Here is a 23,590-nt window from a genome sequence, read left to right as displayed (position 1 = left end):
ATCCTTTTTAAGAGCTTGATACATCAAACTCACAAATGGATTTGCGGAATAGCTTATATGATTATTACATGGTATTTTAGAGATGACATTATTGGATTATAATGCTAGGTATCATGCCAAGGTGGTGAATTGGATAAGAATATGCTTTTAACCATAGATGTTGGAAATACCCATACCACTTTCGGAGTTTTTCATAGCGAAAAGCTTCTAGCTGATTGGAGAGTTTCGACTTCGTCGCGTCGAACGAGTGATGAATGGGGATATATACTAAAAGAACTCATAGCCGATCAAGGCATTGAGGAAAAAAATATAAATCAAGTGGCGATATCCTGCGTTGTGCCGCCAGTCCTCAATAATCTTCGTGAACTGTTTGAGAAGAAATGGATAAATGTATTAATGGTGATCGGTCCAGGAGTTCGTACTGGTTTATCAATAAGAGCGGAACCAAAAGAAACCGGCGCTGATCGAATTGTTAATGCTGTAGCAGCTGCGCATATTTATGGTGGTGACTTAGTGATTATCGATTTTGGAACAGCAACTACCTTTTGTGCAATTAATGCGAATCGTGAATACTTGGGAGGGTCAATTGCTCCAGGAATAGGAATTTCCCAAGAAGCTCTTTATGAAAAAACTGCTCGTTTACCTCGAATTGATGTTGAAATCCCGGATAAATGTATTGGGCGTAATACGGTTGAGGCAATGCATTCAGGCATTTTCTATGGATACATCGGATTATGCAGAGAGATTGTTATAAATATGAAGAAAGAATTTGCCCCAAAAGCACGAGTCGTTGCAACGGGAGGATGGGGAATATTTCTACATAATTATTGTGATTTTATTGATTTTTTTAATCCAACACTTACTCTTGAAGGTTTGAGAATTATTAATGAGCTTAATCAAAAGTCATGAAAGTGTAAAAGATGTCGCAATATTGGGGGATCAAACTCGTCTTGATGGTCATTATCAAGGCGAGGGAACGGTCATGATTCAAGGTGAATTTAGTGGATCTATTGATTCAGTGAATGTCATTATTACCCGACATGGTCAATCAAAAGCCTTTATCCAGGCAAAAAACTTAGAGATTTGGGGAACTTTAGCAGGTTTTACCCATACAGAAAAAGTTATCTGTCGTAGTTCGTGTCGAATAACGGGAATAATTATGTCAAATGGAATTGCCATAGAACCTGGAACAACGTTTGAGGGTGGATTGACATTCCCCCAGACTGGTGATAGTGGTGAAAAGTAAAACAGTCGTTAGTGTGAGTTTGGGTTCTTCGCTTCGTAACCACCAAGCTGAAGTTGAATTAATGGGTTTGAACATTAAAATTAAAAGAATAGGTGTTGATGGTGATAGAAAAAAGTTTATGCAAATCTTAAGAGAATTGGATGGTAAAGTTGATGCCTTTGGTTTGGGGGGTGCTGACCTTTACCTCCGTGCTGGCCGATATAAATACCGAGTGGTTGATATTGCTAAAATGGTTTCAGTTTTGAAAAAAACACCAATTGTTGATGGTGGAGAGCTTAAAGAAACTTGGGAAAGAAAGGTTCCACAAATTTTAGTTGAAAAAGATAAATTAAATTTACAAGGGAAAACCGCCCTTTTTATGAGTGGGATGGATCGTTATGGGTTAGCAGAGGGGCTTTCTCAGCAAGGTTGTCGGCTTTTGATTGGAGATATGCCATTTGCATTAGGAATACCCATTCCCCTAACCCGGCTTTCTACCCTTCGCTTTCTATCCATTATAATGATGCCGGTGCTTAGACGTCTTCCTTTGAAAGTTTTATATCCAACCGGAAAAAGTCAAGAAGCACGAGTAACTCGATCTCCTCATCTTTTTAAAAGAGCTGACATCGTAGCCGGTGACTTTTTATATATCAATCGATTTATGCCGGACGATATGGTTGGGAAGGTTATTATTACCAATACTGTTACGAATAATGATATCGAGGTTCTTCGGAAGTCCGGAGTCAAAATGCTCATCACAACTACTCCTGAGATGAACGGGCGTTCTTTTGGTGCGAATGTTTTACAAGCAATTTTTGTATCAATACTCGAGAAACATCCTGATAATATTTTACCCGAGGAATATTTACAATTAATGAATACCTTAAATATTCAACCTCGGCTACTCTATTTATAGAGAGTCTCATTTATATTTTAGAGTAATTAAAAAAATCCACGGAGGGAAATAGAAGTGGACAAAAAAAAGCTTGTTGAAGAGACTATTGAGAAATATGCTAAATATATTAATCCTGGCTTGGCGCGTTACTATAAATTTGCTCAACTTGATACGGTAGAATGGACTAGCGCCGGTTCCAAGGTATGGGATGTTTATGGTAATGAATATATTGATTGTTTAGGGGGATTTGGAGTTTTCAATGTTGGGAGGAACCATCCCCGAATTGTTCAAGCTGTTAAGGAACAATTAGAGCGACTCCCGCTTTCTACTCGTACCTTGTTTAATAAACATCAAGCTGATTTAGCCGAAATGTTAGCCAAGATAACCCCGGGTAATCTTCAATACTCATTTTTTGGGAACAGTGGAACAGAAGCAGTTGAGGGTGCCTTAAAGCTGGCTCGTTTTTATACTGGTCGGGAAAAATTGATTTCGGCAGAAAATAGCTTTCACGGTAAAACTATGGGTTCCTTAAGTCTGTCGGGGCGAGAAGTTTATAAAAAGCCTTTTTTGCCTGGTTTGCCAGAAATATATCAAGTTCCGTTTAATGATATCGATGCCTTAAAAAAATCAATAGATAAAAAAACCGCTGCGGTTATTTTAGAACCGATACAGGGAGAAGGAGGTATCATTATTCCCTCTCCTAGTTACTTAAAGCAAGTAAAATCAATTTGTGAAGAACAGGGAGCTTTACTTATTTTGGATGAAATCCAAACCGGATTGGGACGAACGGGAAAGATGTTTGCTTGCGAGCATTTTAATGTTGTGCCAGACATTATGACTCTTGCAAAGGGATTAGGAGGGGGCGTGCTCCCTATTGGAGCATTCATCAGTACAGCTGAGATTTGGAAAGTATTTGAAGAGAATCCCTTTATTCATTCTTCTACATTGGGAGGGAATCCTCTTAGTTGCGTAGCTGGTATAGAAACCTTAAAAGTCCTTCAAGAAGAAAAAATACCCGAGTTAACCTGGATCAAAGGTCAGGAAGTTTTACAACGTCTTAGAGAGATTCAAGCTGGGTCAGAAGGAATGATTCAAGAAGTGAGAGGGATGGGTTTGTTGATTGGTATCCAATTTGGTGATTCTGACATCGCATCTTTGCTAGCAATGGAGATGGCTCAACGCCATGTTTTAGTGGCTTATACTCTTAACAATCCAACGGTGATTCGTATTGAGCCACCACTGACAATATCTTACGAGGAGATAGATATAGTTTTATCCAGATTTGCCGAATCTCTGGTTTCAGTGCAAGCATTATTAGATGAGATAGGAGGAGAATAAAGGCTATGGGAAAAGTCAATGATGTTATTACCATTCAACAGTCAGCCGAAAAAGTGTTCCTCGAAGCTCAGGATATCGAGCAATTAGCAAAATTTCTTCCAGACCTTCAAGAGGTGAGAGTTCTCCAAAAAAATCAGAACGAAGTTGATAGTTTTTGGAAAGGCAGCTTTCAAGGGAGAGAAGTGAAGTGGACTGAACGAGATATATGGGATGGTACAAAAAAAGAATGTCGTTTTTTTATTCTAGAAGGAGATTTTAAGGTCTACCAAGGCATATGGAAATTTATTCCCTTGTCCAATAAGGAGACAAGAGTGGAGCTCGAGATTGAATATGATTTAGGACTTCCTCTGGTAGGGGCTTTGATTAATGCTTTTCTTAAAAAGAAGATGTTAGAAAATGCTCAAGCAATGTTAAAAGCTTTAAAACAAATGATCGATCAAGAGTAAATCCAGCCTAATGATGAAATTGTGAAGGAGATAGAATAGAATTTTAAATTGATTCAATAAATTAAGTGAAAATGAGGCAATTTATCATGAATTTTAAAATATCCTGCAAAACAAGAGAGGAAAAGGGAATTTGAAGAGAGAAGCAAATAGAGCTTTAAAAAAATAATTTCTTCCGATTCAAAAGGTGAATGAGCATGAAGGTGTTTGCATTTTATCGTTTTAGTTTATGTTTTGAGATTTTTGACTTATCACTGTATTGAAAGGTTGAAGGTGAGTTTCTTGGATAGCTTTGCTTTTATAATCCACGCAATGAACGCTCAAGACATCAAGGATCATAAGAAAATTCTCCGTTTTTTACCAAACCGGTCAGTTGAGTATCTTGCCTCTCACATATCGCCGTTCGTTTTATCCCATGTAACCGGGATTCGCTCACGGGCGACTGGGAAGGAAATCAAAGGGTGGTTCGTGGGTCTACCTATGACTTCAAGGGTTCTCATTGAATACCCATTTCCTTTTGTATCGAAGCAAATCCATAAGTGCGGTTTATTGGCAGAAAAACTCGGAGCTCAAATTATTGGTTTAGGTGCTTTCACATCAGTAGCCGGTGATGGGGGGATTACACCAAAAAAAGGCTTGAATATTGCCGTTACTACCGGTAATAGTTATACTGTAGCAACTGCTTTGGAAGCAACTATGATTGCAGCCCAAAAGATGTCAATCGACTTTGCCAATGAAGAGTACGCAATAGTAGGGGCTACTGGTTCAATTGGGAGGGCCTGTGCTCTCATTTTAGCACGAGAAAAAAAGAAAGTTAGGATTATTGGGCGTGATCATGAAAAAGTTCAGAATGTCCAGCAGGAAGTTGAACAATTTTCTTCTCACCCAGTGAAAAAATTTACCGATATCGAACAAGGGATCAAAGGATGTCGAATGATTTTAACCGTTACTTCGGCTATTGAGACCATAATTCAGAGTCATTGGATTGAACGTGGAGCCGTGGTTTGTGATGTGTCAAGACCTCGAAATGTAGCTAAAGAAATCATGCAGTCCCGAAAGGATATTTTAGTTATTGAAGGCGGAATTGTCGATGTGCCTGGAGAGCCTGTATTTGGAATGAATTTTGGATATCCACCAGGTAAAGCTTATGCTTGTATGTCGGAAACGATGATCTTGACCTTAGAAGGCCGATTTGAAGATTTTACTCTTGGGAAAGAAGTGCAAGTTGAACGTGTGAAAGAAATAAGTACCCTTGCCTTAAAACACGGCTTTAAGGTATCAGGAATTCGTAGTTTTGATAAGGAATTGACCGATGATGAAATTGAGAGGATTAAAAAATCTATTTAATTTATTAATGAATAATAGAAGGATTGAGAAAGGGGATATATAATATGACTTCTCGAGAGAGAGTTTTAGCTGCAATCAACCACCAAACTCCGGATAAAGTTCCTTTGGATTTGGGGTCAACACTCATTAGTGGTATTCATGTAAGTAGTCTTCATAAGTTAAAAGTTGCTTTGGGGTTAACCGGGGAAAATGACCCAGTAAAAGTGTTTGATCCCTTTCAAATGCTTGGAGAAGTAGACGATGATCTCCGGGATGTATTGGGAATTGATACAGTTCCATTACCATCTATCAAAAATTTCTTCGGCTTTAAAAATGAAAATTGGAAACCGTGGACTTTTTTTGATGGAACACCAGTTTTGGTTCCGGAGAAATTTAATACTATACCAGAACCGAATGGTGATATTCTTCAGTATCCTGAAGGTGATCGTTCGGTACCTGCCTCAATGAGAATGCCGAAAGACGGCTTTTATCACGATTCTATTATGCGGCAAAAGCCAATTGTTGATGAATCGAAGCTGAAAGTGGAAGACCAAGTTGAAGAATATTCGATTATGAACGGAGAAGACCTGGCTTACTATGAAAAAGAGGCAAAAAGACTCTACGAGGAAACCGACCGCGCTGTGGTTTTTGGTGGAGTACCTGGAACTAACTTAGGTGATATTGCTTTGGTTCCAGGACCAGGTATGAAAAATCCTCAAGGGATTAGAGAAGTTGAGGAGTGGTATGTTTCCCTCATGACTCGTAAGGATTTTTTAAAAGAGGTATTTTCTCGGATGACTGAAATTGGTTTAAAGAATCTTAAATTATTCTATGAAGCTGTTGGTGAGAGAATTCAGGTTATCGTCCTATCGGGGACTGATTTTGGATCCCAGAATAGTCCATTTATTTCACCAGCTCTTTATCGAGAACTCTTTAAACCTTATCACCAAGCAATGAATGAATGGATACACCAAAATACTCAGTGGAAAGTCTTCATCCATACCTGTGGCTCAGTATTTGATCTTCTCCCTGATTTAAAAGAAGCGGGTTTTGATATTCTTAATCCGGTGCAAGTTTCTGCAGCCAAAATGGACCCGAAAGAACTTAAAGAACATTTTGGTTCAGACTTTACGTTTTGGGGAGGGGGAGTGAATCCCCAATCAACTCTTCCCTTTGGTTCTCCTGAGGAGGTTCGTCAAGAAGTCGGATATTTGATGAATACTTTTAAGCCCAATGGAGGGTTTGTTTTTGCTAATGTCCATAATATTCAAGCAAAAATTCCGGTAGAAAATTTACTCGCTTTTTTTGAGACCTTTCAAGAAAACCGTTAAAAAATTTAACTGAATGAAAAATTCAATAAGCAATATTATTGTTCTTAAAATATAAATAATTTGCAAATCATTAATTTATATTTATGGTTATGATAAAAATAGGGTTGGGAGGTGAAATCTGAATAATTTATGAAGTGCAGTTTTAGAAAAAAATAAATCGAGGTGGAAAAAAATGAAAAAGATGATGATTTTTATCATGGTAGCAGTATGTGTTTTCAGTTTCATAATTCCGGCGTTTGCTGAAGAAAAATTACCAATTTCTGAACAACTTTATATTGAAGTTTCAGCATTAGGAAGTTTAGATTATTTTTATGACCATAAATTAGGAATGGAATTAGCTGGAAAATATTTGGGAGTAAAAACTGAGTATGTTGGACCGGCTGATTTTGATATGGCAGCCATGATCACCGCATTTGAACAGGCAATTGCCAAAAAACCCCAGGGGATATTGGTAGTCGGTTTTGAACCTTCACTCGACGCGATAGTCGATAAAGCCATTGATGCAGGTATCCCAGTTGTTACACTTGATGCCGATTTACCAGGTTCAAAAAGAATTGCCTTTGTTGGAACGGGCAACTATCAAGCAGGTTTTGAGGGAGGCAAAAAGCTTGCTTCTCTCGTTGGTGAAAAAGGGAAAGTTGCAATAATGACCAGACCAGGCCAATCAAACCTTGAAGAACGAATTGTTGGATATAAAGATGCTTTAGCTCAATATCCTGATATTGAAATAGTACAGATTGCTGATACTCAGTCAGACCCAACGGTTGCCGCTCAAGCTGCTGCAGCTCTTCTTCAAAAGTACCCAGACTTAGCTGGTATTGGTTGTGTTGAAGCTGCTGGTGGGGCTGGGGCTGCTACCGCGGTTAATGAAGCCGGGAAAGCAGGTCAGGTTAAGATTGTTTCCATGGATCGAGGAAATGATGTTTTAGAATACATTAAAGACGGGATCATTTCAGCGTCGGTCGCTCAGCAGACCGCTTTAATGCCATTTTACGGTACTCAGATTCTATTTAATCTTTATAATTATGACATTCCAATTTCCAGCGACAATGTAAAAGCTAAGATCTCAGGAACCCCAGCTGTTATAGATACTGGTGTTGTTATTGTAGATGAATCGAATTATGAATATTTTATGAGAGATTAATCTAACCAAAGATAAATTAATAATCATAAAGGAGCGTGTATCCATTATCACGCTCCTTTATGATTATTGGTTATTTATTCGATTGAGGAAAGAGTGCAGGAATATCAGTGATACTCAGCGTTATTGGAGGAATTCATGAATAAATCAATAATTTTAGAAGCACGAGATATCGTAAAAAACTTTCCCGGAGTTCGAGCTCTTGATGGAGTTCAGCTTCAACTACAGAAGGGTGAAGTCCATGCCCTGGTGGGTGAAAATGGAGCTGGGAAAAGTACTTTAATGCACATCTTAGGAGGAGTGTATAAACCTGATAGTGGAGATGTATTCATAGAAGGAAAAAAAGTTAAATTACAAAACCCTTACCATGCATCTCAGGAGGGAATAAGCGTTGTTTATCAGGAATTGAGTTTAGTACAAAATCTTTCTATCGCTGAAAATATTTTTGCCAATCGTCAACCTCTTAAGCGCATGAAATTGGTTGATTGGAATCTTTTGTATCAAAAAACATCAGAGGTTTTAAAATATTTTAATATGGAGGTTGACCCTCGAACTCCAGTAAAAGGACTGTCGGTTGCTGAGCAGCAAGTCGTTGAAATTCTTAAAGCAATTTCCTATAATCCAAAAGTTCTCATACTGGATGAGCCAACTTCTTCGTTAACCCAGATAGAAACCAAACTTCTATTTAAGAACATTAAGCTCTTAAAAGAAAAAGGAGTATCATTTGTTTATATTTCTCATCATCTTCAAGAAATATTTGAAATTGCTGATCGGGTAACTATTTTTAGGGACGGGAAATATATAGATACTCATAACATTTCTGAAGTAAATGAGGAACAGATTGTAAAGCTCATGGTAGGCCGAGAAATTCAAAATATGTATGGAGAACGGAATTCAAAAATTGGTGAGGAATATTTTCAGGTTGAAAACCTCTCTCAAGATGGAATCTTCACCAAAGTATCTTTTTCTCTGAAAAGAGGAGAAATATTAGGAATAGCTGGGTTAGTTGGAGCGGGAAGAACAGAATTAGCCAGAGCAATATTTGGATTAGAGCCATTTTCTGAGGGAAGCATAAAGCTCAATGGGAAATTTCTATCAATACATTCCCCCGGCGATGCCATCCAAGAAGGAATTGCCTACTTAACAGAGGATAGAAAACAACAAGGGCTTTTTTTAAAGATGAGTTATCGAGAAGACTTGATAGCACCTGATATGAAAAGATTTATAAAGAGAATGAATATTCTTGATGAAAATAAAATTACTTCTTTTGCTGAACAATCACAAGAGCAATTTAAAATTATTACTCCGACAGTTTTTCAAAAAGTCAGAAACCTATCGGGTGGAAATCAGCAGAAAGTATTGTTATCCATGTGGGTGGGGATTAACCCAAACGTCTTAATTGTTGATGAGCCAACCCGAGGAGTCGATGTGGGAGCCCGAAGGGAAATTTATAAAATTTTGCGTGATTTAACCTTATCAGGAATTGGTATTGTAATGATATCATCTGATTTGCCTGAGATATTAGGTGTAAGTGATCGTATCCTAGTAATGAGGGGTGGACGAATCGTTGGAGAATTTAATCAAAATGAAGCAACCGAAGAAAGAGTCATTACTTGTGCAACAGGCGTCAGAAAAATGAACACGCTAACTTGAGAAAACTCTTAAAGGAGAAATCGAATGAGTCAACGAGAGCAAACCAAAAATCATCGAAACCTATGGCGAAGCTTAACTGAAATACATGAATTCATGATTTTATTCATTATTATTGGTGCCGTAGTTCTTATGACTATATTGTCACCGATTTTCTTTACCTCGGGGAATATTCTAGCCACTCTCTTAAGTCTATCGATTGAAAGTATCATTGCTATTGGAATGACAGTTTTAATGGTTTCAGGTGGATTCGACATGTCTGTGGGTTCAACCGTTGGTTTTACCGGAGCAATGGCAGCAATGTTGATGTCCAGGGGAATACCAGTTATTTTAGCAATTATGGTAGGAATTGGCTTAGGAGTTTTAATTGGTATGGGTAATGGTTTGATAGTATCAAAAATTGGGATAAATCCATTCATTACCACATTAGGAATGCTTAATTTAGTTCGGGGTCTCTTGTTGGTGATAACCAAAGGGAAAAATATTACCGGTCTTCCTGATTCTTTTAAAATGTTAGGTCAAGGTAAGTTTTTTAATGTTCAGTATCCAATTCTAATTGCCATTATTTTGGTTATTATAGGAGATTTTTTACTGCGAAAATCCCAATTTTTTCGGCAAAATTATTATATTGGTGGTAATGAAAGAGCGGCTTTGTTATCGGGAATTAATGTTAGTAAAATGAAAGTATTTAATTATGCCCTTGCCGGTGGATTAGCAGCATTTGCTGGTATCATTATGACGGCTCGCTTAGGAGCGGCATCGGTATCGGCAGGTACTGGTTTGGAGCTCAGGGTTATTTCTGCGGTTATTATTGGTGGTGCAAGTTTACAGGGCGGAGAAGGAACGGTTGCGGGAGCTTTTTTGGGAACCCTTTTGATGGCTTTAATTCAAAATTCTCTTACCCTTTTAGGGGTTGATGTTTATTGGAATACTTTTGTTATTGGGACAACTCTTTTAGTTGCAGTAATGATTGATACGTTAAGCAAAAAGAGAAAGGGTCTTTTATAAAAAATTTATGGAAAAATAGCAAACTTTAAGGAGAGTACAAATGAATACTTCAGAAAGATATCGGGAGAGAAATATTCAATCGGAAAATCGTATCAGAGAAGCATTTCAATTTAAAAACCAAGAAGCACCTTATATCATTTACGATGTAAATTATTGGTTGTTCGGTGCTTTATCGGAGGAAATTCCCGATGGATATTGTAGCGAAGATCCTTCAATCATGACCAATTACCAAGCTCAAAAAATTGAAACCCATATGCGAGAGTACCATGATGTTTATATTCCTTTTTTAATGCCCTGGTTTGGAACAGGAGTTCTTGCCTCGGGTTTTGGGATTGATGTAAAATTCCTGGACAAAATGGATCCGGCTGTTGATTTGCCGACCATTCGAGATGTTCAGCAAATACGAGATTTAAAAAAGCCGAATCCTTTGAAAGATGGGCTCATGCCTCGGGTTCTCAACACCATTCGATATATGCGAGAAAACACTGATTTTCCCGTGGGGGTTACCGATTGCCAGGGGCCATTGACGACCGCTTTGCAGATTGTCGGATACGATAAAATGATTTACTGGATGCATGATCATCCCGAGATGATCCATGATTTAATGCAGCTGGTTACCGATTCTTTGATTGAATGGATTGGTGTTCAAAAAGAAGTTGCCGGTCAGAGCCTGGATGATGATGCCTATGTTTTAGGTGTAAAAATCCCCGGAAGCCTTGGGGGCGTTTGGATTTCCGATGATGATTCGGTTATTTTTGGAAAAGATCTTTATCGTGAATTCGTAGTTCCTTATAATAGTCAGATTCTTGAAGCTTTTGGGGGAGGAGTTATTCATTTTTGTGGCTGTGCAAATCAACACATTGAAAATTTTCTATCGACTCGCGGATTGATAGCTATCCATAACCTCAATTTAGACCATCTCGATGAGGCTGCTCGTCTTCGGCATGCTCTTGCCGAAAAAAAACTGGTTTATATGGTTGGCGATTTTAATCTTGAGGATAATCGAATTGATCATTATTACCAACAATTGTTTCAAAAAATGGGCTCGCAAGGGCTCATAGTGATATCATATATTGCTCCGGCTCTCTCTCTCCAAGAGGGTCAATATGTAGACGCACGTCGTGACCCGGGCATTGGGAAGCGGATTGAACGATCGATTCAGAAATTTAATAATTCGAAATAAAATTTTATTATCAATTTTTAGAAAAATTGAATTATTTATTAAAAGGAGAAATAAATGCCGCAATTTGATGTAGTAGGAGTTGGGCATGTCGCTCTTGATAACTTAGGAATTGTTGAATCTTACCCCCAGCTTGATCAGCGGATTCGCCTAAAAGATTTTCTTCGTCAGGGTGGTGGAGAGGTGGCTACTGCTCTGGTAACCTTAGCTCGTTTAGGCGCAAAAGTCTCTTTCGTTGGGAAAGTGGGCGATGATGAGTCAGGAGAATTTCTCTCTAAGGAATTTTTTCAAGAAGGAGTAGATATTAGCCAGCTAGTTAAGGAAAAGGGAAAAATGAGCCTGACTGCCTTTTGTATCATTGATCAAAAGAGTGGAAAAAGAACTATTTTTTGGTATAAAAATTTAACTCCTTTAAGGCTGAATGAAATTGATCCCGATTTTCTTTGCCAAGGGAAAATCCTTCATTTAGATGCCCATGAACCGGAAACCGCTTATGAAGCTGCCCGATACTTTCGTGAACATACTGAAGGAAGAAGAATTGTCTTGGATATAGATAACTGGGATAAACAAAGAGAAAATTTAGTGGCCTTAACTGATGTTTTAATCGGTTCAGAAACTTTTGCTAGAAATTTTCATTCTTCAAATCCAAATATTGCCATAGAAAAAGTTGCTGCCTTAGGTCCAAAGGTAGTTATTTTAACCCAGGGAGAAAGAGGATGTTTGGGTAAAGCTGGAAATGAAAACTTTCAAGTTCCAGGATACCAAGTAGATGTTGTTGATACCACTGGTTGTGGTGATGTTTTTCATGGTGCCTTCGTATTTGGTCTTTTGAAAAATTGGGATATGGTTTACACTGCTCGTTTTGCCAATGCAGTTGCTGCTCTGAAGTGCACAAAATTAGGAGGACGTACGGGAATTCCCAATCTTACGCAAACTCAAGAATTTATGGAAAAAATGAAATAATATAAAAATACAGGTTAAATGCCTTAAGTAGGTTTTTTATCGAAATTTACCACCATACCTTAAGAAGTGGAGCTTTTATGATTAATGGTTTGAGAAATTCAATGGCTTTTTCACAACCATCTTCCCTTGACATCACCGGGTCTTCATGCTCAAAAGAAAGAACATAATCATACCCAACACTCAATAAGGCACTCATAACCTTTTTCCACTTCACGTCACCCCAACCGGGCACCCGAAAGCGAAAACCACGATCCGGTCTCATCCAGGAACCGGTGGGGATAACTCCTGAGCGCCGGACTTCGTCTTCCTGTATCTCTGAATCTTTGGCGTGAGCATGAAAAATCCTTTCTTTGAAGATTTTAATAAAAACTACTGGATCAATAAGTTGCCATATTAGATGGCTCGGATCAAAGTTAAAACCAAAGTTATCTCGGCTTTCTAAAGCTTGAATTGCTCGTTGAGCGGTTTCAATATTATAGGCAATCTCATTGGGATGAACTTCAAGAGCAAATTTCACCCCATATTTTTTAAAGGTATCTAAAATATCTCCCCAACGGTCAGCGAATACTTCCCATCCTTTTTCATATAACTCTTCATTCTTAGGGGGGAAGATATACCATTTGTCCCAGACATGGGAACCGACAAACCCACAAATTACAGGAACCTCTAATTCAGAAGCAGCCTGTGCGGCTTTTTTCATCATTGAAATCGCATATTTTATTTTTTCGTTCGTATCAGGTAACGGGGCAAATTCGTCGGTTGATTCGTCATGCGGTCCTAAAACCAATTGACCTGGCATTCCACAATTTAAGGCAGAAATATCAAGATTATATTTATTGAGCATTTTCTTAACTGAGCGGTCTCCCTTTAACACTTTTTCAACATTTAGATGAGTATTTCCTTCCCAGGCAGGTAGTTCAACCATTTGATATCCTAAAGAAGAAACATATTGGGCTACCTCTTCAAGAGGTTTTTCTTGAAATAAATTGGTAAAAATACCAATTCTCATTAAAATTCATCTCCTTTAATCATCTGTATCTTTATTTTCACCATCTTTTTCTTCGTCCGGTATAGGCAATTACTAATATTAAGAGGAGTAAGCCCAAAGTAATCTGTCGGACAGCTTCGGTGGTTCGGAGGGCAACCAGGATACTATTGAGGGTAGTGAGAATGATACAGCCAGTCACCGCGCCAATATAATTTCCGCTTCCTCCAGCAAGGGATATTCCCCCGATGGCCAGAGAAGCTATTGAGGGCATGGTGTAAGTTGCTCCAAGATTGAGGTAAGGAGTTCCTGTGTAACTTAGTAGGAAAAGACCGGCTAAAGCAGCAATAGCACCACAAATTCCATAAACAAATACACGGAAACGTCTAACCCTAACTCCACTCAGCTCCGCAGTCAAGCTATTGGATCCAACTCCATAAAGAAGGGTTCCCCATTTGGTTTTTTTAAGAACGAACGAAGCAATGATTATTAATAAAATCCACAATAATATCAAAAAAGGTATATTAAATATTTTTCCACTCCCAATGGTTTCCAAAAAAGGCGGAGCATTCCCGGTTGGAAATCCTTTAGTTATGATTAGTGATGTACCTTCTACAACGCTGGCCATGGCCAAGGTCATAATAATAGGAGGAATTTCAATGTATGAGATAGCTAACCCGCTAATCAATCCAAATGCTAAACCAACTGCAGGGGTAAAAAGGAGAGCTTTAGGAATATTCATATTTTGTCCATTAAGGAAAAATGCGGACAAAACAACACCAATAGAGAGGATTGATCCAACCGATAAATCGATTCCTTCATTACCCGATAAGACAACCAAGGTTTGTCCTAAAGCGACAATACCCAAAAAAACTGAAAGCCGAAGAACTGACATCACATGAGAAAAACTAATGAAACCGGGAAGAATAATTTCTCCAAAAACAAACAAAAGAATGATTGCATAAAAAGATATGGCCAATTTAGAAAATAAAAATTCTTTTGGTTTTATTTTGTCTGATATCAATATTGGAGAATTGTTGTTGTTCATTGTTTACCTGCCCTCACTTTAAAGTGATCGGGTTTTCAGATATTTTGGAATAGCTCCTACCGCAAGGGAGAAAATTATGATAATTCCTTTCATAAATTCCTGGTAAAAAGAGGTTATGTTGGCAAAATAAAGAACATTAATGAGAAGTCCAAGAATTAATCCTCCCATAATCGGTCCGATAATGCTCCCCTTTCCACCGGAGAACGAAAGCCCTCCAATAATGGAAGCAGCAACCGAGTTAAGACTAAAACTTAATCCACTACGAGCATCACCGGTAGCAGTTTGAGCTACTACACAAATAGCCGCTAGAGCAATAAAAATCCCGCTCAGCAAAAAAACCTTGATTTTAGTGAGAAATACGTTCACACCATTGGCATAGGCAGCTTCTTCGTTCCCTCCTACAGCATAAATATGTTTAAAAAACCTGGTTTTACTCATGAAAAAGAGAAAGAAAAAAGCTCCGATGAGAAAAAGAAGCACGACTGGAAAGCTTGGAAAGAGATCGCTTCGATACATTTTGCTAAAATGACTTGGTATATATCCCCCTGGCGTTGGCATAAAAAAAAGAGCAATCCCAAACCATAGCACTGAAGTAGCATAGGTGGTTAAAAGAGGAGGAGGGCCGAAATAACTGATAATAAAACCATTGATAAAGCTCATTAAAAGCGCCAATCCTGTTCCGATAAACACAACTAAAACCATACTCAATAATGAATCGCCCATAAGAGAAGCCATGAGTACCGTTATCAAAGAGATGGTAGCACCTAGTGAAAGATCCACACAGCCTACTAAAATGACTAATCCTTGAGCAATACTGGTTAAAATAAGAGGTGTAAAGGTAAGTAAATTTGATTTAAAAGCTCGGTAGGTAAAGAAGTTGTGTTGAAGAAAAGCATTAAGGATAATAATAGCAATTAAAATGAGAAAACTTGGGAAAGAAGGGTTTTGATATATACTTTTCCAATTTAATCGATTTTTCATTTTTACCAACTATTCTCCAATAAATTTCTTTTTTTAAGGCATTACTGTATTCGCAACGAACAGGCAATCAAATTTTCCTCGCAAATTCCTTCACCACATATTTCTTCAACAATTTGCCCTTCAAAAACGATTAAAACTCGATCGCAATTCGCAATCAGTTCTTCATTATCACTGGCATAAAGTAAGACTGAAACCCCTTGACTGGATAAATCCGCAATTATTTTATAAAGATTTCTTCTGGTTTCAACATCTACCCCCTTGGTCGGGTCATTAAGTAATAATATTTTTGGAGAAAGGGATAACCATTTGCCAATGACAACTTTTTGTTGGTTGCCACCACTGAGATGAGAGACTAATTTTCTTGGATCCGGAGGGATTAATGATATGGTTTTGATCGTTGCATTAACTGCTTGACGCATCTCTTTTAAAGACAGAAGAAACCTCTGCTGTTTCAGTGCGACCTGAGGGTAAATAAGATTGGTGAAAACATTATGATTGAGAAAGAGTCCTTCCTTTTGACGATCGCCTGGCACTAAAAAAATTCCACGCTCGATTGCTTGTCCAGAGTTTTTTATAAATACTTCTTGATTATTAATTTTAACTTTCCCAGAGGTTTTTCTCAGATAACCGGATAGGATGAGGAGGATTTCTTCTTGACCTTGGCCATTCAAACCTCCCAACCCGACGATTTCTCCCTCTCGAATTTTAAAAGAAACATTATAAAGTTTTTCTTTTTTTGAAAGATTATCAACTTCTAAAACAATTTGATGGGTATCAAAGCTTTGATAAGGTCGTTTTTCGTGAATGCTTTTATCGTCCTCATTTTCTTTTTTCCCGGTAATAAGGGGAATAATCAGCCTTTCGTCTCTTGGCTGTTGACGAAAGTCAACTTCACCCACGGTTTTCCCATTGCGGAAAGCAACTAACCGATCGCAGATTCTGGTTATTTCCCAAATCCGGTGGGAGATAAAGATTACTGATACCCGGTTGTTTTTTAATTGATTCAGTTTTTCAAATAGTATTTCAACTTGTTTGAATCCCAAAGAAGCAGTCGGCTCATCAAGAATTAAAATTTTTGGACTACGAGATAGAGCTTTAACGATTTCTAAGAGTTGTTTATCTGAAGGTGCTAATTGAGATACTCTGTCATAAAGAGAAATATTTACCTTAAGTTCTTGAAGAGCTTCTTCTGCTCTATTTAGAGCTTCTTCTTTTTTGAGAATCCCTAAGGGCGTTGCCGACTCTCGTCCCAAATTGATATTTTCCCAAACCGTCATTTCCGGTATCAGGCTGAGATTCTGATGGACCATCGAGATCTCAAGTTTTTCGGCTTCATGGTGAGATTTTAAATGAATTTGAGATCCATAAAGGTAGAGCCGACCGGAATCAGGACGGATAAGACCACTGATTATTCGAGCAAAGGTAGTTTTGCCGGAACCATTCGCTCCGACTAAACCACAAATTTCTCCTTGGTTGAGGGTAAAATTAGCGTCAGAAAGAGCCACTACCCCGTCAAAACTTTTTTTTATGTTTCTTGCTTCAAGAATGAATGACATTCATTAGACCCAGAGTTTCAGTCCAGGGCTGTTTTTAAACAGCCCTGGACTGAAACTTTTATAGATTGTTACTCAAAGAGAGCGTCAAGTTCTTCTTGGCTATACCAGGAATTCACGTAATAGGAATCCGCCCAGTCCTTATATTGTTCATAAATCTCATCGATATTATTATTATCGACAATCAGATTGGGTTTAACATAAATAATGTGACCGTTGACTAAGACATCGTCTTTCAGCTTTTTCCCCTGTAAAAGTCGCAAACCTATGCCAAGTGCATTATTAACATAACCTGGTGGATTAACGATTCCAACCGTATCAAAACCAACAGCGTCTTTCATTTCTTTCCACTTTTTAATAAAAGCTATTTGGGTTTCACCAGTGACCACCGGAATTTCTCTCCCGGCGGCTTCGAAAGCTCGGATAATTCCCAAAGTCATTCCATCTTGGGTAAGAACACCGTCTATTTGGGGGAAGGATGCCAGGAGATCGCTCATAACTTGTTGTGCAGCTGCCTGGTCCCAGTTACCATTAGCTTTCGCTAAAAGTTTAATATCCGGATATTTGGCCAGTATTTTATCGGCAGATACGTCTCTTTCGATGTTCCCAGGTTGATCGGCAATTCCACTTATATATACAATATTTCCTTTTCCATCTAACTTTTCACAAAACCATTCAGTAAGAGGAGCCATCCACCAATCTTGATTCATAAAAACATCCAGGACTTTTTCGTTATCAATTGGCATGTCATAAACAATAACTGTAATTCCTGCTTCTTGGGCTTCTTCCATAACTGGGTTTAGTGCGGTTGAAGAATTGGGATTAACGAGCAGAAGATCAACATCAGAGGCAATAAGATTACGAATTTGGGCAATCTGGGTATTAACATCAGGACCGGCGTTTTGAATAATAAGCTTATCAACCAATCCTTGTTCTTTGTAAAACTCGAATTCCTGTTGAATACTTTCAATCATCTGTACCCGCCAGCTATGGGTAAACGGTCCATTGCTTAACCCGACCGTGTACGGGGGCTCACCATGCTTGGCAAATACTCCGAGAGTAAAAGAGAGAACAAAAATCAGAGTAATGAATAACAATACTATTCTATTTTTTTTCATGTTTATCCCTCCCAAAAATTCCCTTACAATTTTCCAAAAGTTTAATATTTAGGGAACTTGGTTTTTTGTATAATATCACCTCCTTAAATTTCTCGAATAATTTGCTTTGATTAGGTATTCAATTGTTATAAATGAACCCATTTTTTCTTTTTTTTATACATGTATTAAAGGATAGAAGATTTATAAAACTAAGAAGTCTTATATAAATTATTACTGTGAATTGAAAAAGGATTACTTCATTTTATTTTTAAATACTTTATAGTATAGAAAGAATCGAAAGTCAATTAATACCACTATTATACCAAAACCGATTCCAACTTCATCTCTTTTAAACCATAGGGATATGAATAATAAAATGGAATATGAGAGATTACCACGATGCTATGCTCCTCGCCAAGATGCCTTTAAATACTAATTTCTCCCTGTTCCTACAAAGAAGGTCAGGATGAGAGTGAATTCTACTTTTTTCAATATAGAGGATGGTTCTTCGCTACGGGGGCATGCATTTTGATACAATTAAAAAAAGAAAATTTTAGGAGGGGTAAAATGGGCATATTTTTAAAAATATTTGGGATTATAATTTTGGTTTTTGGAATTATTGTTATAGTTTTTACGTTATTTGGAATGAGTAGATTTTTGAGTTTTCTAAATTCACCCTATGTATCCAACGAATCGAATGCAATGATGCCCGGGATGAGTTCAGCAATAATTGGAAATATTGGTGGAGTGATTGGTGGTTTAGTAATCATTATTGGAGGTGTAGCTGTTTATTGTTTGGGTGCCATTTATAACAGCGTAATGGATATTAAAGCTCGTTTATGATAGATGTCGTTCACAGGTTTTATAAAAAATAGGGGTGGTAAAAGATGGCAAAAAGAATCGTAATTATTGGTGGAGTTGCTGCTGGTCCAAAAATAGCCGCAAAACTAAGAAGGTTAGATCATGAGGCAGAAATAACTATTATTGAAAAAGGTAAATTTTTATCCTATGCCGGTTGCGGCTTACCTTATTATATTTGTGAAGACATAAAAGAACAGCGAGAATTAATGGAAACTCCAGTAGGAGTATTGCGTGATCCTGAATTTTTTGAGAAAACCAAAAATGTCAAAGTGTACAATCGAACCGAAGCTATAAAAGTAGATCGGTTAAAAAAAGAAGTCGAAATAAAAAACCTCGATACCAATCAGATAAAAACCTTGCCTTACGACTATCTAGTCTTTGCTACTGGTGCAAAAGTAATGATACCACCAATAAAAGCAATAGATGTCGATCAACCTGGTATGGAATTGGGATGCATGGATTTGTCCCATGTTTATACTCTTCATGGAATTGAAGACGCCGAAGCGATTCGATGGACCATAAAAGAAAAAATGGCAAAAAAAGCGGTGATCATTGGTGGCGGCTTGATCGGAATGGAAATGACTGAGAGTTTGGTGAAAAGTGGTCTATTGGTTACTGTCATAGAAATGTTACCGGAAATTCTTCCCATTATTGATGATGATCTTGGAATTTTAGTACGACGTTATTGTCAGGAAAAAGGGGTTAATGTGAGAGTTGAAGAGAAAATACTCCGACTGGAGGGAGAAAGTGGGATCGTTAAAAAAGTTGTTACCGACAAAGGTGTATATGATACTGATGCGGTTATTATTGCAACTGGATTTCGTCCCAATTCCGATTTAGCGAAAAAATCAGGCATAGAAATTGGAGAAACCGGTGGGATAAAAGTTGATTTATTTATGAAGACCAGTGATTCATTTATTTATGCTGCAGGAGATTGTGTTGAAATAGAAAATTTAGTTTGTATGAAGAATGCTTATATGCCTATGGGTTCTCTTGCTAATAAACAAGGAAGGGCAGTGGCTATTAATATCGCTGGAGGACAGGAAGTATTTCGAGGTGGATTAAATTCAGTTGTTTTTAAGCTATTCGATTACACGGTATCACGAACTGGTTTAGGGATGAAACAAGCTAAGGATTTGGGTTTTGATGCTGAGTATACCTTGGTACCCGCTCCGGATAAGGCTCATTATTATCCCGGTGCCAAGCGTGTGATTACCAAAATTATTGTTGATAAGCGCAACGGGAAACTATTGGGAGGCCAGTTTGTTGGAACAGGAGAAATTATGAAGAGTGTAAATACTGTTGCAACGGCTCTCTACTATGGAGGAACCATTGAAGACCTATCGATGCTTGATATACCATATGCCCCTCCTTATGCCTCGGCTATTGATAATAATGTTTGTGTTGCAGCAAATGTTATACGGAACAAATTGAATAGATCCATGATAGGAATATCGGCTTTAGAAGTGGAAAAGAAAAGGAAAAGGAATGAAGATTTTATCCTTTTAGATGTAAGGACACCTAAAGAATATCAGCAGGTTAGAATCCCAGGGAGCACTCTGATGCCTTTGGGCGTTATTAAGCAAAAATTAGACGAATTACCACGAGATAAAGAGATAGTTACCTTTTGCTCAGCGAGCTTAAGGGGTTATGAGGCTTCAATAATATTGAAATCCAATGGATTTGAGGGTGTAAAGGTGATGGATGGTGGTTTGGCTTGTTGGCCGTATGAGTTAGAAAAATAACCCATGGTATCTTAGTAAATCTACCCTCCATCCTGAAAGATGGGGGGGTAGATTTTTATTTTTTTTCTTGATAAAAAATCATAGGAAGAAGAACGAAATGAAGCTCAATAAATTTTACTGGATTATAAAAACTGGAAGGATTAAAAGAGAAAATGATTATTTTCAGGTTCTCTCGATAAAACATGTGGATTAAACTGGTTATTATTGCTTTAATATTAACCATTGCCTTTTTTATTGTTTTTAATTTAGTTCGGTCTCAACCTCCTCAGGAAGAGGCAGAGACTTCAGAAAAGATTGAAGAGAACGTTGAAGTACCTGAAGATCCCCCGGTTATTATAACTGATGGTGTTTTAAGAGGTTGGGAAAAAGGGCTTCTTTCTTGGACTCTTGAAGCGGATGAAATGAGGTTGAATAAACAGTCATCACGTGCAACTTGTCCGAATGGGGTAGAATTGGTAGTTTTTGACGAAAAAGGGGAAATCAAGTCCACCTTAAAAGGCAATAAGGGTTTTATTAATCTCGATAATAAAGACTTCCAGCTAGTTGATACTGTTGAAGTGCTTTCGACAAATGGGAATCGGATTGAGTCGCTCGGTATTATCTATCGTGATAATAATAAGACCATTGAGGGATTTGCTCTATCGAAAATTTTCTTTGATGAAAACTACATAGAATGCCAAAAATTCATTAGTGATCTTGATTTCGAAAATCCAGTTTTTGAGATAGTTCAAAAGGGAAAATTTGTTATTGGAGAAAAAACTGTCAGTCAATAATTTTCCTTTATTTTTTTTAAATTAAAAAGTCTTCAGCATAATAATAGTTATCCGCATATTTTTCCACCTTGATTTGTTCTTTGTTAATTAGGTTTCTTAGCTTATCTACGATTTCCCAAGAATGGAGAATAAATTGGGAATCAGGAAAGAGGGTTTTGTCTCCTCGATAACAATCAATAAGTATATTTTCATAAGCTTCAGGGCTATTAATTCCGAAAGTCCCTAATGAATTAAAATTAAGACGGACCGGGGAGGACAACAAACTTTTACCGGGTATTTTGACTTGAATAACCAGATCAATTTTTTCTTCAGGTTGAATTTCAATGATCATTCGATTTTCATTGGAGGTGGTTGAATGAAAAATAATCTCGATATAGGAGATTTTTTTAGCCAACCTTTTCCCGGTAATAATCCAAAAAGGAACACCCGACCAACGTTGACTGGAAATGTAGAGAGGAAGTCGGATTAAAGTTTCGGTTTTGCTTAAAGGATTGGAGATATCTTGAATGTAGCTTTGATATTGTCCAAGGTAAATCTTTTTGGTATCTGGAAGTTTTAAATTTTGAATAACTTCTCTTTTTTTCTGTTGCATTGAACCGATAAAGGAAGAACACTCAATTTTATCTTCTTGGCAAAGAGGTGGGATGTCCATGGCAATCAATGAAAGGAGTTGCAATATGTGATTTTGGAAAATATCACGAATTGTTCCGGTTTCTTCATAAAATTGACCCCGCGAACCAACTCCTTCCTTTTCGCTAACAACAATACGAATTTCTTTTACATAACGTGCTGATAATAAGTTTTCAATAAACCAATTCTCGGCTTTTAAAACAATAATATTTTGAACAGTATCTTTTCCCAAGTAATGGTCTACATAATAAATATTTCTCTCCGGTGCTAACTTATTAAAAAGTTGGTTTAAATGAATAAAGCTATCTTTATTAAAACCAAAGGGTTTTTCGATAATAATTTTTTTGGGTATATTTGAAGGTATTTGTTGGTTAATTTTTTCGATCAACCGAAGAACACGGGTATAAATCGAGGGAAGTGTAGACAGATAGAAGAGAATTTCTTGATAGTTTTTGAGATGATATTCATTTAAAAAGGATAAGAAGGATTGAGGGTCATAGATATCTCCTTGATAATAGTCAGTTTTAAGAAAAAGACCATCCAAAACAGAGGAATCGAAATTGGGAATTTTATTTGAAAGAGATTGATGAAGGGAAGATTTATAGGATTGATCATCTCTAAAGCGCCGACCAATTGCCAATATTCGAAAGTTATCTATTTTCCTACGACGGATAAGGTGGTAAAAAGCCGGGAAAATTTTTTCGGTAAATAGATTCCCAGTCGCACCAAAGAAAATGAACAACTTTTCACTTTTCATTTGAGATTGTCCTAAGAAGAGCACGGATGGGCGAACCATCAGCGGATTTAATATTTAAAGGATACCCGGAAAACCAATAAAAACCGGAAATCACATGAGACAATACCAATCCTTCATAGATAAGAATATCTTTTTCTAATAAGAGACGATGAGTAGGGTGGTGAGGCTGATCTCGTTCAATGCCGAGAGAATCGATACCAACACCTTTTAAAATTTTTTTGGAAAGAAAACGTGCGCCTGATTCACCGAGGAAAACAAATTTTTTTGGATGAAGCTTTTGAGCTGAATTGTCCGTCTTAAATAATAGGAAGTCAATAGTTGCTATTTTGGCTTCATGGGGGAGAAGGTTTTCGGCTTCAATTTTTTCCAAATTTAAAAGTTCTAAAACCAGAGCCTTCCCTTCGAAATGATGTAAAGGATAAAGATCGATTGTTTTTCCTTGAGAAAGCATATGAAAGGGCGCATCAACATGAGTACCGGTATGATATAAAATAGAAAGGCGTGATTCATTAGATCCTCGATCGATGGTATTGGTAACTTCTATTGCTGGCTTTCTCTCTATTATCCCTTTATAGGTGGGCATTTCTGGTGATATCACCATCGAAATATCGATAATGTCCACGGAAGAATTCCTCCTTTTAACCAATTAATCTTATTTTT

The 23,590-nt window shown here is 37.5% G+C and carries 22 protein-coding genes; 15 read left to right on the top strand and 7 right to left on the bottom strand.

Annotation, left to right across the window (positions count from 1 at the left end):
* Positions 1-141 precede the first annotated feature (141 nt).
* The 12 genes from RT761_RS03645 (at position 142) to RT761_RS03590 (ending at position 12,500) form a co-directional block, all read left to right on the top strand.
* The gene (locus RT761_RS03645) at positions 142-909 is read left to right on the top strand and encodes a type III pantothenate kinase (RefSeq protein WP_343073770.1); all 768 of its coding nucleotides are present in this window, start codon (positions 142-144) and stop codon (positions 907-909) included.
* Positions 887-1,246: a bactofilin family protein gene (locus RT761_RS03640; protein WP_218112728.1), complete on the top strand. Its 360-nt coding sequence runs from the start codon at positions 887-889 to the stop codon at positions 1,244-1,246. The genes RT761_RS03645 and RT761_RS03640 overlap by 23 nt, the downstream gene beginning before the upstream one ends.
* Positions 1,236-2,141: a hypothetical protein gene (locus RT761_RS03635; protein WP_218112727.1), complete on the top strand. Its 906-nt coding sequence runs from the start codon at positions 1,236-1,238 to the stop codon at positions 2,139-2,141. Before RT761_RS03640 ends, RT761_RS03635 begins: the two co-directional genes overlap by 11 nt.
* A gap of 54 nt (positions 2,142-2,195) precedes the next feature.
* Positions 2,196-3,458, top strand: coding sequence for an aminotransferase class III-fold pyridoxal phosphate-dependent enzyme (locus tag RT761_RS03630; RefSeq protein WP_218112726.1), 1,263 nt, complete (start codon positions 2,196-2,198; stop codon positions 3,456-3,458).
* Between the two features lie 5 nt (positions 3,459-3,463).
* The gene (locus RT761_RS03625; RefSeq protein WP_218112725.1) at positions 3,464-3,904 is read left to right on the top strand and encodes a type II toxin-antitoxin system RatA family toxin; all 441 of its coding nucleotides are present in this window, start codon (positions 3,464-3,466) and stop codon (positions 3,902-3,904) included.
* A gap of 279 nt (positions 3,905-4,183) precedes the next feature.
* On the top strand, positions 4,184-5,248 hold the full coding sequence (locus RT761_RS03620) for a hypothetical protein (RefSeq protein WP_218112724.1): 1,065 nt from the start codon (positions 4,184-4,186) through the stop codon (positions 5,246-5,248).
* Positions 5,249-5,292: 44 nt separating this feature from the next.
* On the top strand, positions 5,293-6,558 hold the full coding sequence (locus tag RT761_RS03615; RefSeq protein WP_218112723.1) for a uroporphyrinogen decarboxylase family protein: 1,266 nt from the start codon (positions 5,293-5,295) through the stop codon (positions 6,556-6,558).
* A 172-nt stretch (positions 6,559-6,730) separates the two neighbouring features.
* Positions 6,731-7,702, top strand: coding sequence for a substrate-binding domain-containing protein (locus RT761_RS03610; protein ID WP_218112722.1), 972 nt, complete (start codon positions 6,731-6,733; stop codon positions 7,700-7,702).
* 135 nt (positions 7,703-7,837) lie between these two features.
* Positions 7,838-9,352: a sugar ABC transporter ATP-binding protein gene (locus tag RT761_RS03605; RefSeq protein WP_218112721.1), complete on the top strand. Its 1,515-nt coding sequence runs from the start codon at positions 7,838-7,840 to the stop codon at positions 9,350-9,352.
* A gap of 24 nt (positions 9,353-9,376) precedes the next feature.
* Positions 9,377-10,357 (top strand): ABC transporter permease, encoded by a 981-nt coding sequence (locus RT761_RS03600; RefSeq protein ID WP_218112720.1) that lies wholly within the window; start codon positions 9,377-9,379, stop codon positions 10,355-10,357.
* Positions 10,358-10,397: 40 nt separating this feature from the next.
* Positions 10,398-11,540: a uroporphyrinogen decarboxylase family protein gene (locus RT761_RS03595; protein ID WP_218112719.1), complete on the top strand. Its 1,143-nt coding sequence runs from the start codon at positions 10,398-10,400 to the stop codon at positions 11,538-11,540.
* A gap of 54 nt (positions 11,541-11,594) precedes the next feature.
* On the top strand, positions 11,595-12,500 hold the full coding sequence (locus RT761_RS03590) for a PfkB family carbohydrate kinase (protein ID WP_218112718.1): 906 nt from the start codon (positions 11,595-11,597) through the stop codon (positions 12,498-12,500).
* A gap of 46 nt (positions 12,501-12,546) precedes the next feature.
* Here RT761_RS03590 and RT761_RS03585 read toward each other — a convergent pair whose 3' ends face one another.
* From RT761_RS03585 to RT761_RS03565, 5 genes are all read right to left on the bottom strand, one after another.
* Positions 12,547-13,509, bottom strand: a complete 963-nt coding sequence (locus tag RT761_RS03585; RefSeq protein ID WP_218112717.1) for a sugar phosphate isomerase/epimerase family protein — start codon at positions 13,507-13,509, stop codon at positions 12,547-12,549.
* 37 nt (positions 13,510-13,546) lie between these two features.
* Complete coding sequence (locus RT761_RS03580) at positions 13,547-14,533, bottom strand: ABC transporter permease (protein ID WP_218112716.1); 987 nt, start codon at positions 14,531-14,533, stop codon at positions 13,547-13,549.
* A gap of 18 nt (positions 14,534-14,551) precedes the next feature.
* Positions 14,552-15,514, bottom strand: a complete 963-nt coding sequence (locus RT761_RS03575) for an ABC transporter permease (protein WP_218112715.1) — start codon at positions 15,512-15,514, stop codon at positions 14,552-14,554.
* 41 nt (positions 15,515-15,555) lie between these two features.
* A complete protein-coding gene (locus RT761_RS03570) occupies positions 15,556-17,070 on the bottom strand; it encodes a sugar ABC transporter ATP-binding protein (protein WP_218112714.1) in 1,515 nt (504 codons plus the stop codon).
* Positions 17,071-17,138: 68 nt separating this feature from the next.
* Entirely contained in the window at positions 17,139-18,185 is a 1,047-nt protein-coding gene (locus tag RT761_RS03565; protein ID WP_218112713.1) for a substrate-binding domain-containing protein, read from the bottom strand.
* Between the two features lie 546 nt (positions 18,186-18,731).
* Here RT761_RS03565 and RT761_RS03560 point away from each other — a divergent pair.
* From RT761_RS03560 to lptC, 3 genes are all read left to right on the top strand, one after another.
* A complete protein-coding gene (locus RT761_RS03560) occupies positions 18,732-19,007 on the top strand; it encodes a hypothetical protein (protein ID WP_218112712.1) in 276 nt (91 codons plus the stop codon).
* A 44-nt stretch (positions 19,008-19,051) separates the two neighbouring features.
* Positions 19,052-20,770 carry an FAD-dependent oxidoreductase gene (locus RT761_RS03555; protein WP_218112711.1) on the top strand — a complete coding sequence of 573 codons (1,719 nt, stop codon included), beginning with the start codon at positions 19,052-19,054 and terminating at the stop codon, positions 20,768-20,770.
* Between the two features lie 182 nt (positions 20,771-20,952).
* Positions 20,953-21,543 (top strand): LPS export ABC transporter periplasmic protein LptC, encoded by a 591-nt coding sequence (gene lptC, locus RT761_RS03550; protein WP_218112710.1) that lies wholly within the window; start codon positions 20,953-20,955, stop codon positions 21,541-21,543.
* Between the two features lie 16 nt (positions 21,544-21,559).
* Here lptC and RT761_RS03545 read toward each other — a convergent pair whose 3' ends face one another.
* Both RT761_RS03545 and RT761_RS03540 read right to left on the bottom strand, forming a co-directional pair.
* A complete protein-coding gene (locus tag RT761_RS03545; protein ID WP_218112709.1) occupies positions 21,560-22,930 on the bottom strand; it encodes a glucose-6-phosphate dehydrogenase in 1,371 nt (456 codons plus the stop codon).
* Complete coding sequence (locus RT761_RS03540) at positions 22,920-23,552, bottom strand: cyclase family protein (RefSeq protein ID WP_218112708.1); 633 nt, start codon at positions 23,550-23,552, stop codon at positions 22,920-22,922. The genes RT761_RS03545 and RT761_RS03540 overlap by 11 nt, the downstream gene beginning before the upstream one ends.
* Positions 23,553-23,590 lie beyond the last annotated feature (38 nt).

The organism is Atribacter laminatus (assembly GCF_015775515.1).
Taxonomy (GTDB): Bacteria; Atribacterota; Atribacteria; order Atribacterales; family Atribacteraceae; genus Atribacter; species Atribacter laminatus.
This window is presented reverse-complemented; position numbering and strand designations above follow the sequence as displayed.

Excerpts from the sequence above, each read along its gene's own strand:
- RT761_RS03565 (WP_218112713.1), bottom strand. The coding sequence starts at position 18,185 with ATGAAAAAAAATAGAATAGTATTGTTATTCATTACTCTGATTTTTGTT.
- RT761_RS03645 (WP_343073770.1), top strand. The coding sequence starts at position 142 with ATGCTTTTAACCATAGATGTTGGAAATACCCATACCACTTTCGGAGTT.
- RT761_RS03625 (WP_218112725.1), top strand. The coding sequence starts at position 3,464 with ATGGGAAAAGTCAATGATGTTATTACCATTCAACAGTCAGCCGAAAAA.
- RT761_RS03560 (WP_218112712.1), top strand. The coding sequence starts at position 18,732 with ATGGGCATATTTTTAAAAATATTTGGGATTATAATTTTGGTTTTTGGA.
- RT761_RS03600 (WP_218112720.1), top strand. The coding sequence starts at position 9,377 with ATGAGTCAACGAGAGCAAACCAAAAATCATCGAAACCTATGGCGAAGC.
- RT761_RS03605 (WP_218112721.1), top strand. The coding sequence starts at position 7,838 with ATGAATAAATCAATAATTTTAGAAGCACGAGATATCGTAAAAAACTTT.
- RT761_RS03580 (WP_218112716.1), bottom strand. The coding sequence starts at position 14,533 with ATGAACAACAACAATTCTCCAATATTGATATCAGACAAAATAAAACCA.
- RT761_RS03585 (WP_218112717.1), bottom strand. The coding sequence starts at position 13,509 with ATGAGAATTGGTATTTTTACCAATTTATTTCAAGAAAAACCTCTTGAA.
- RT761_RS03610 (WP_218112722.1), top strand. The coding sequence starts at position 6,731 with ATGAAAAAGATGATGATTTTTATCATGGTAGCAGTATGTGTTTTCAGT.
- RT761_RS03615 (WP_218112723.1), top strand. The coding sequence starts at position 5,293 with ATGACTTCTCGAGAGAGAGTTTTAGCTGCAATCAACCACCAAACTCCG.
- lptC (WP_218112710.1), top strand. The coding sequence starts at position 20,953 with ATGTGGATTAAACTGGTTATTATTGCTTTAATATTAACCATTGCCTTT.
- RT761_RS03640 (WP_218112728.1), top strand. The coding sequence starts at position 887 with ATGAGCTTAATCAAAAGTCATGAAAGTGTAAAAGATGTCGCAATATTG.
- RT761_RS03590 (WP_218112718.1), top strand. The coding sequence starts at position 11,595 with ATGCCGCAATTTGATGTAGTAGGAGTTGGGCATGTCGCTCTTGATAAC.
- RT761_RS03570 (WP_218112714.1), bottom strand. The coding sequence starts at position 17,070 with ATGTCATTCATTCTTGAAGCAAGAAACATAAAAAAAAGTTTTGACGGG.
- RT761_RS03545 (WP_218112709.1), bottom strand. The coding sequence starts at position 22,930 with ATGAAAAGTGAAAAGTTGTTCATTTTCTTTGGTGCGACTGGGAATCTA.
- RT761_RS03575 (WP_218112715.1), bottom strand. The coding sequence starts at position 15,514 with ATGAAAAATCGATTAAATTGGAAAAGTATATATCAAAACCCTTCTTTC.
- RT761_RS03595 (WP_218112719.1), top strand. The coding sequence starts at position 10,398 with ATGAATACTTCAGAAAGATATCGGGAGAGAAATATTCAATCGGAAAAT.
- RT761_RS03555 (WP_218112711.1), top strand. The coding sequence starts at position 19,052 with ATGGCAAAAAGAATCGTAATTATTGGTGGAGTTGCTGCTGGTCCAAAA.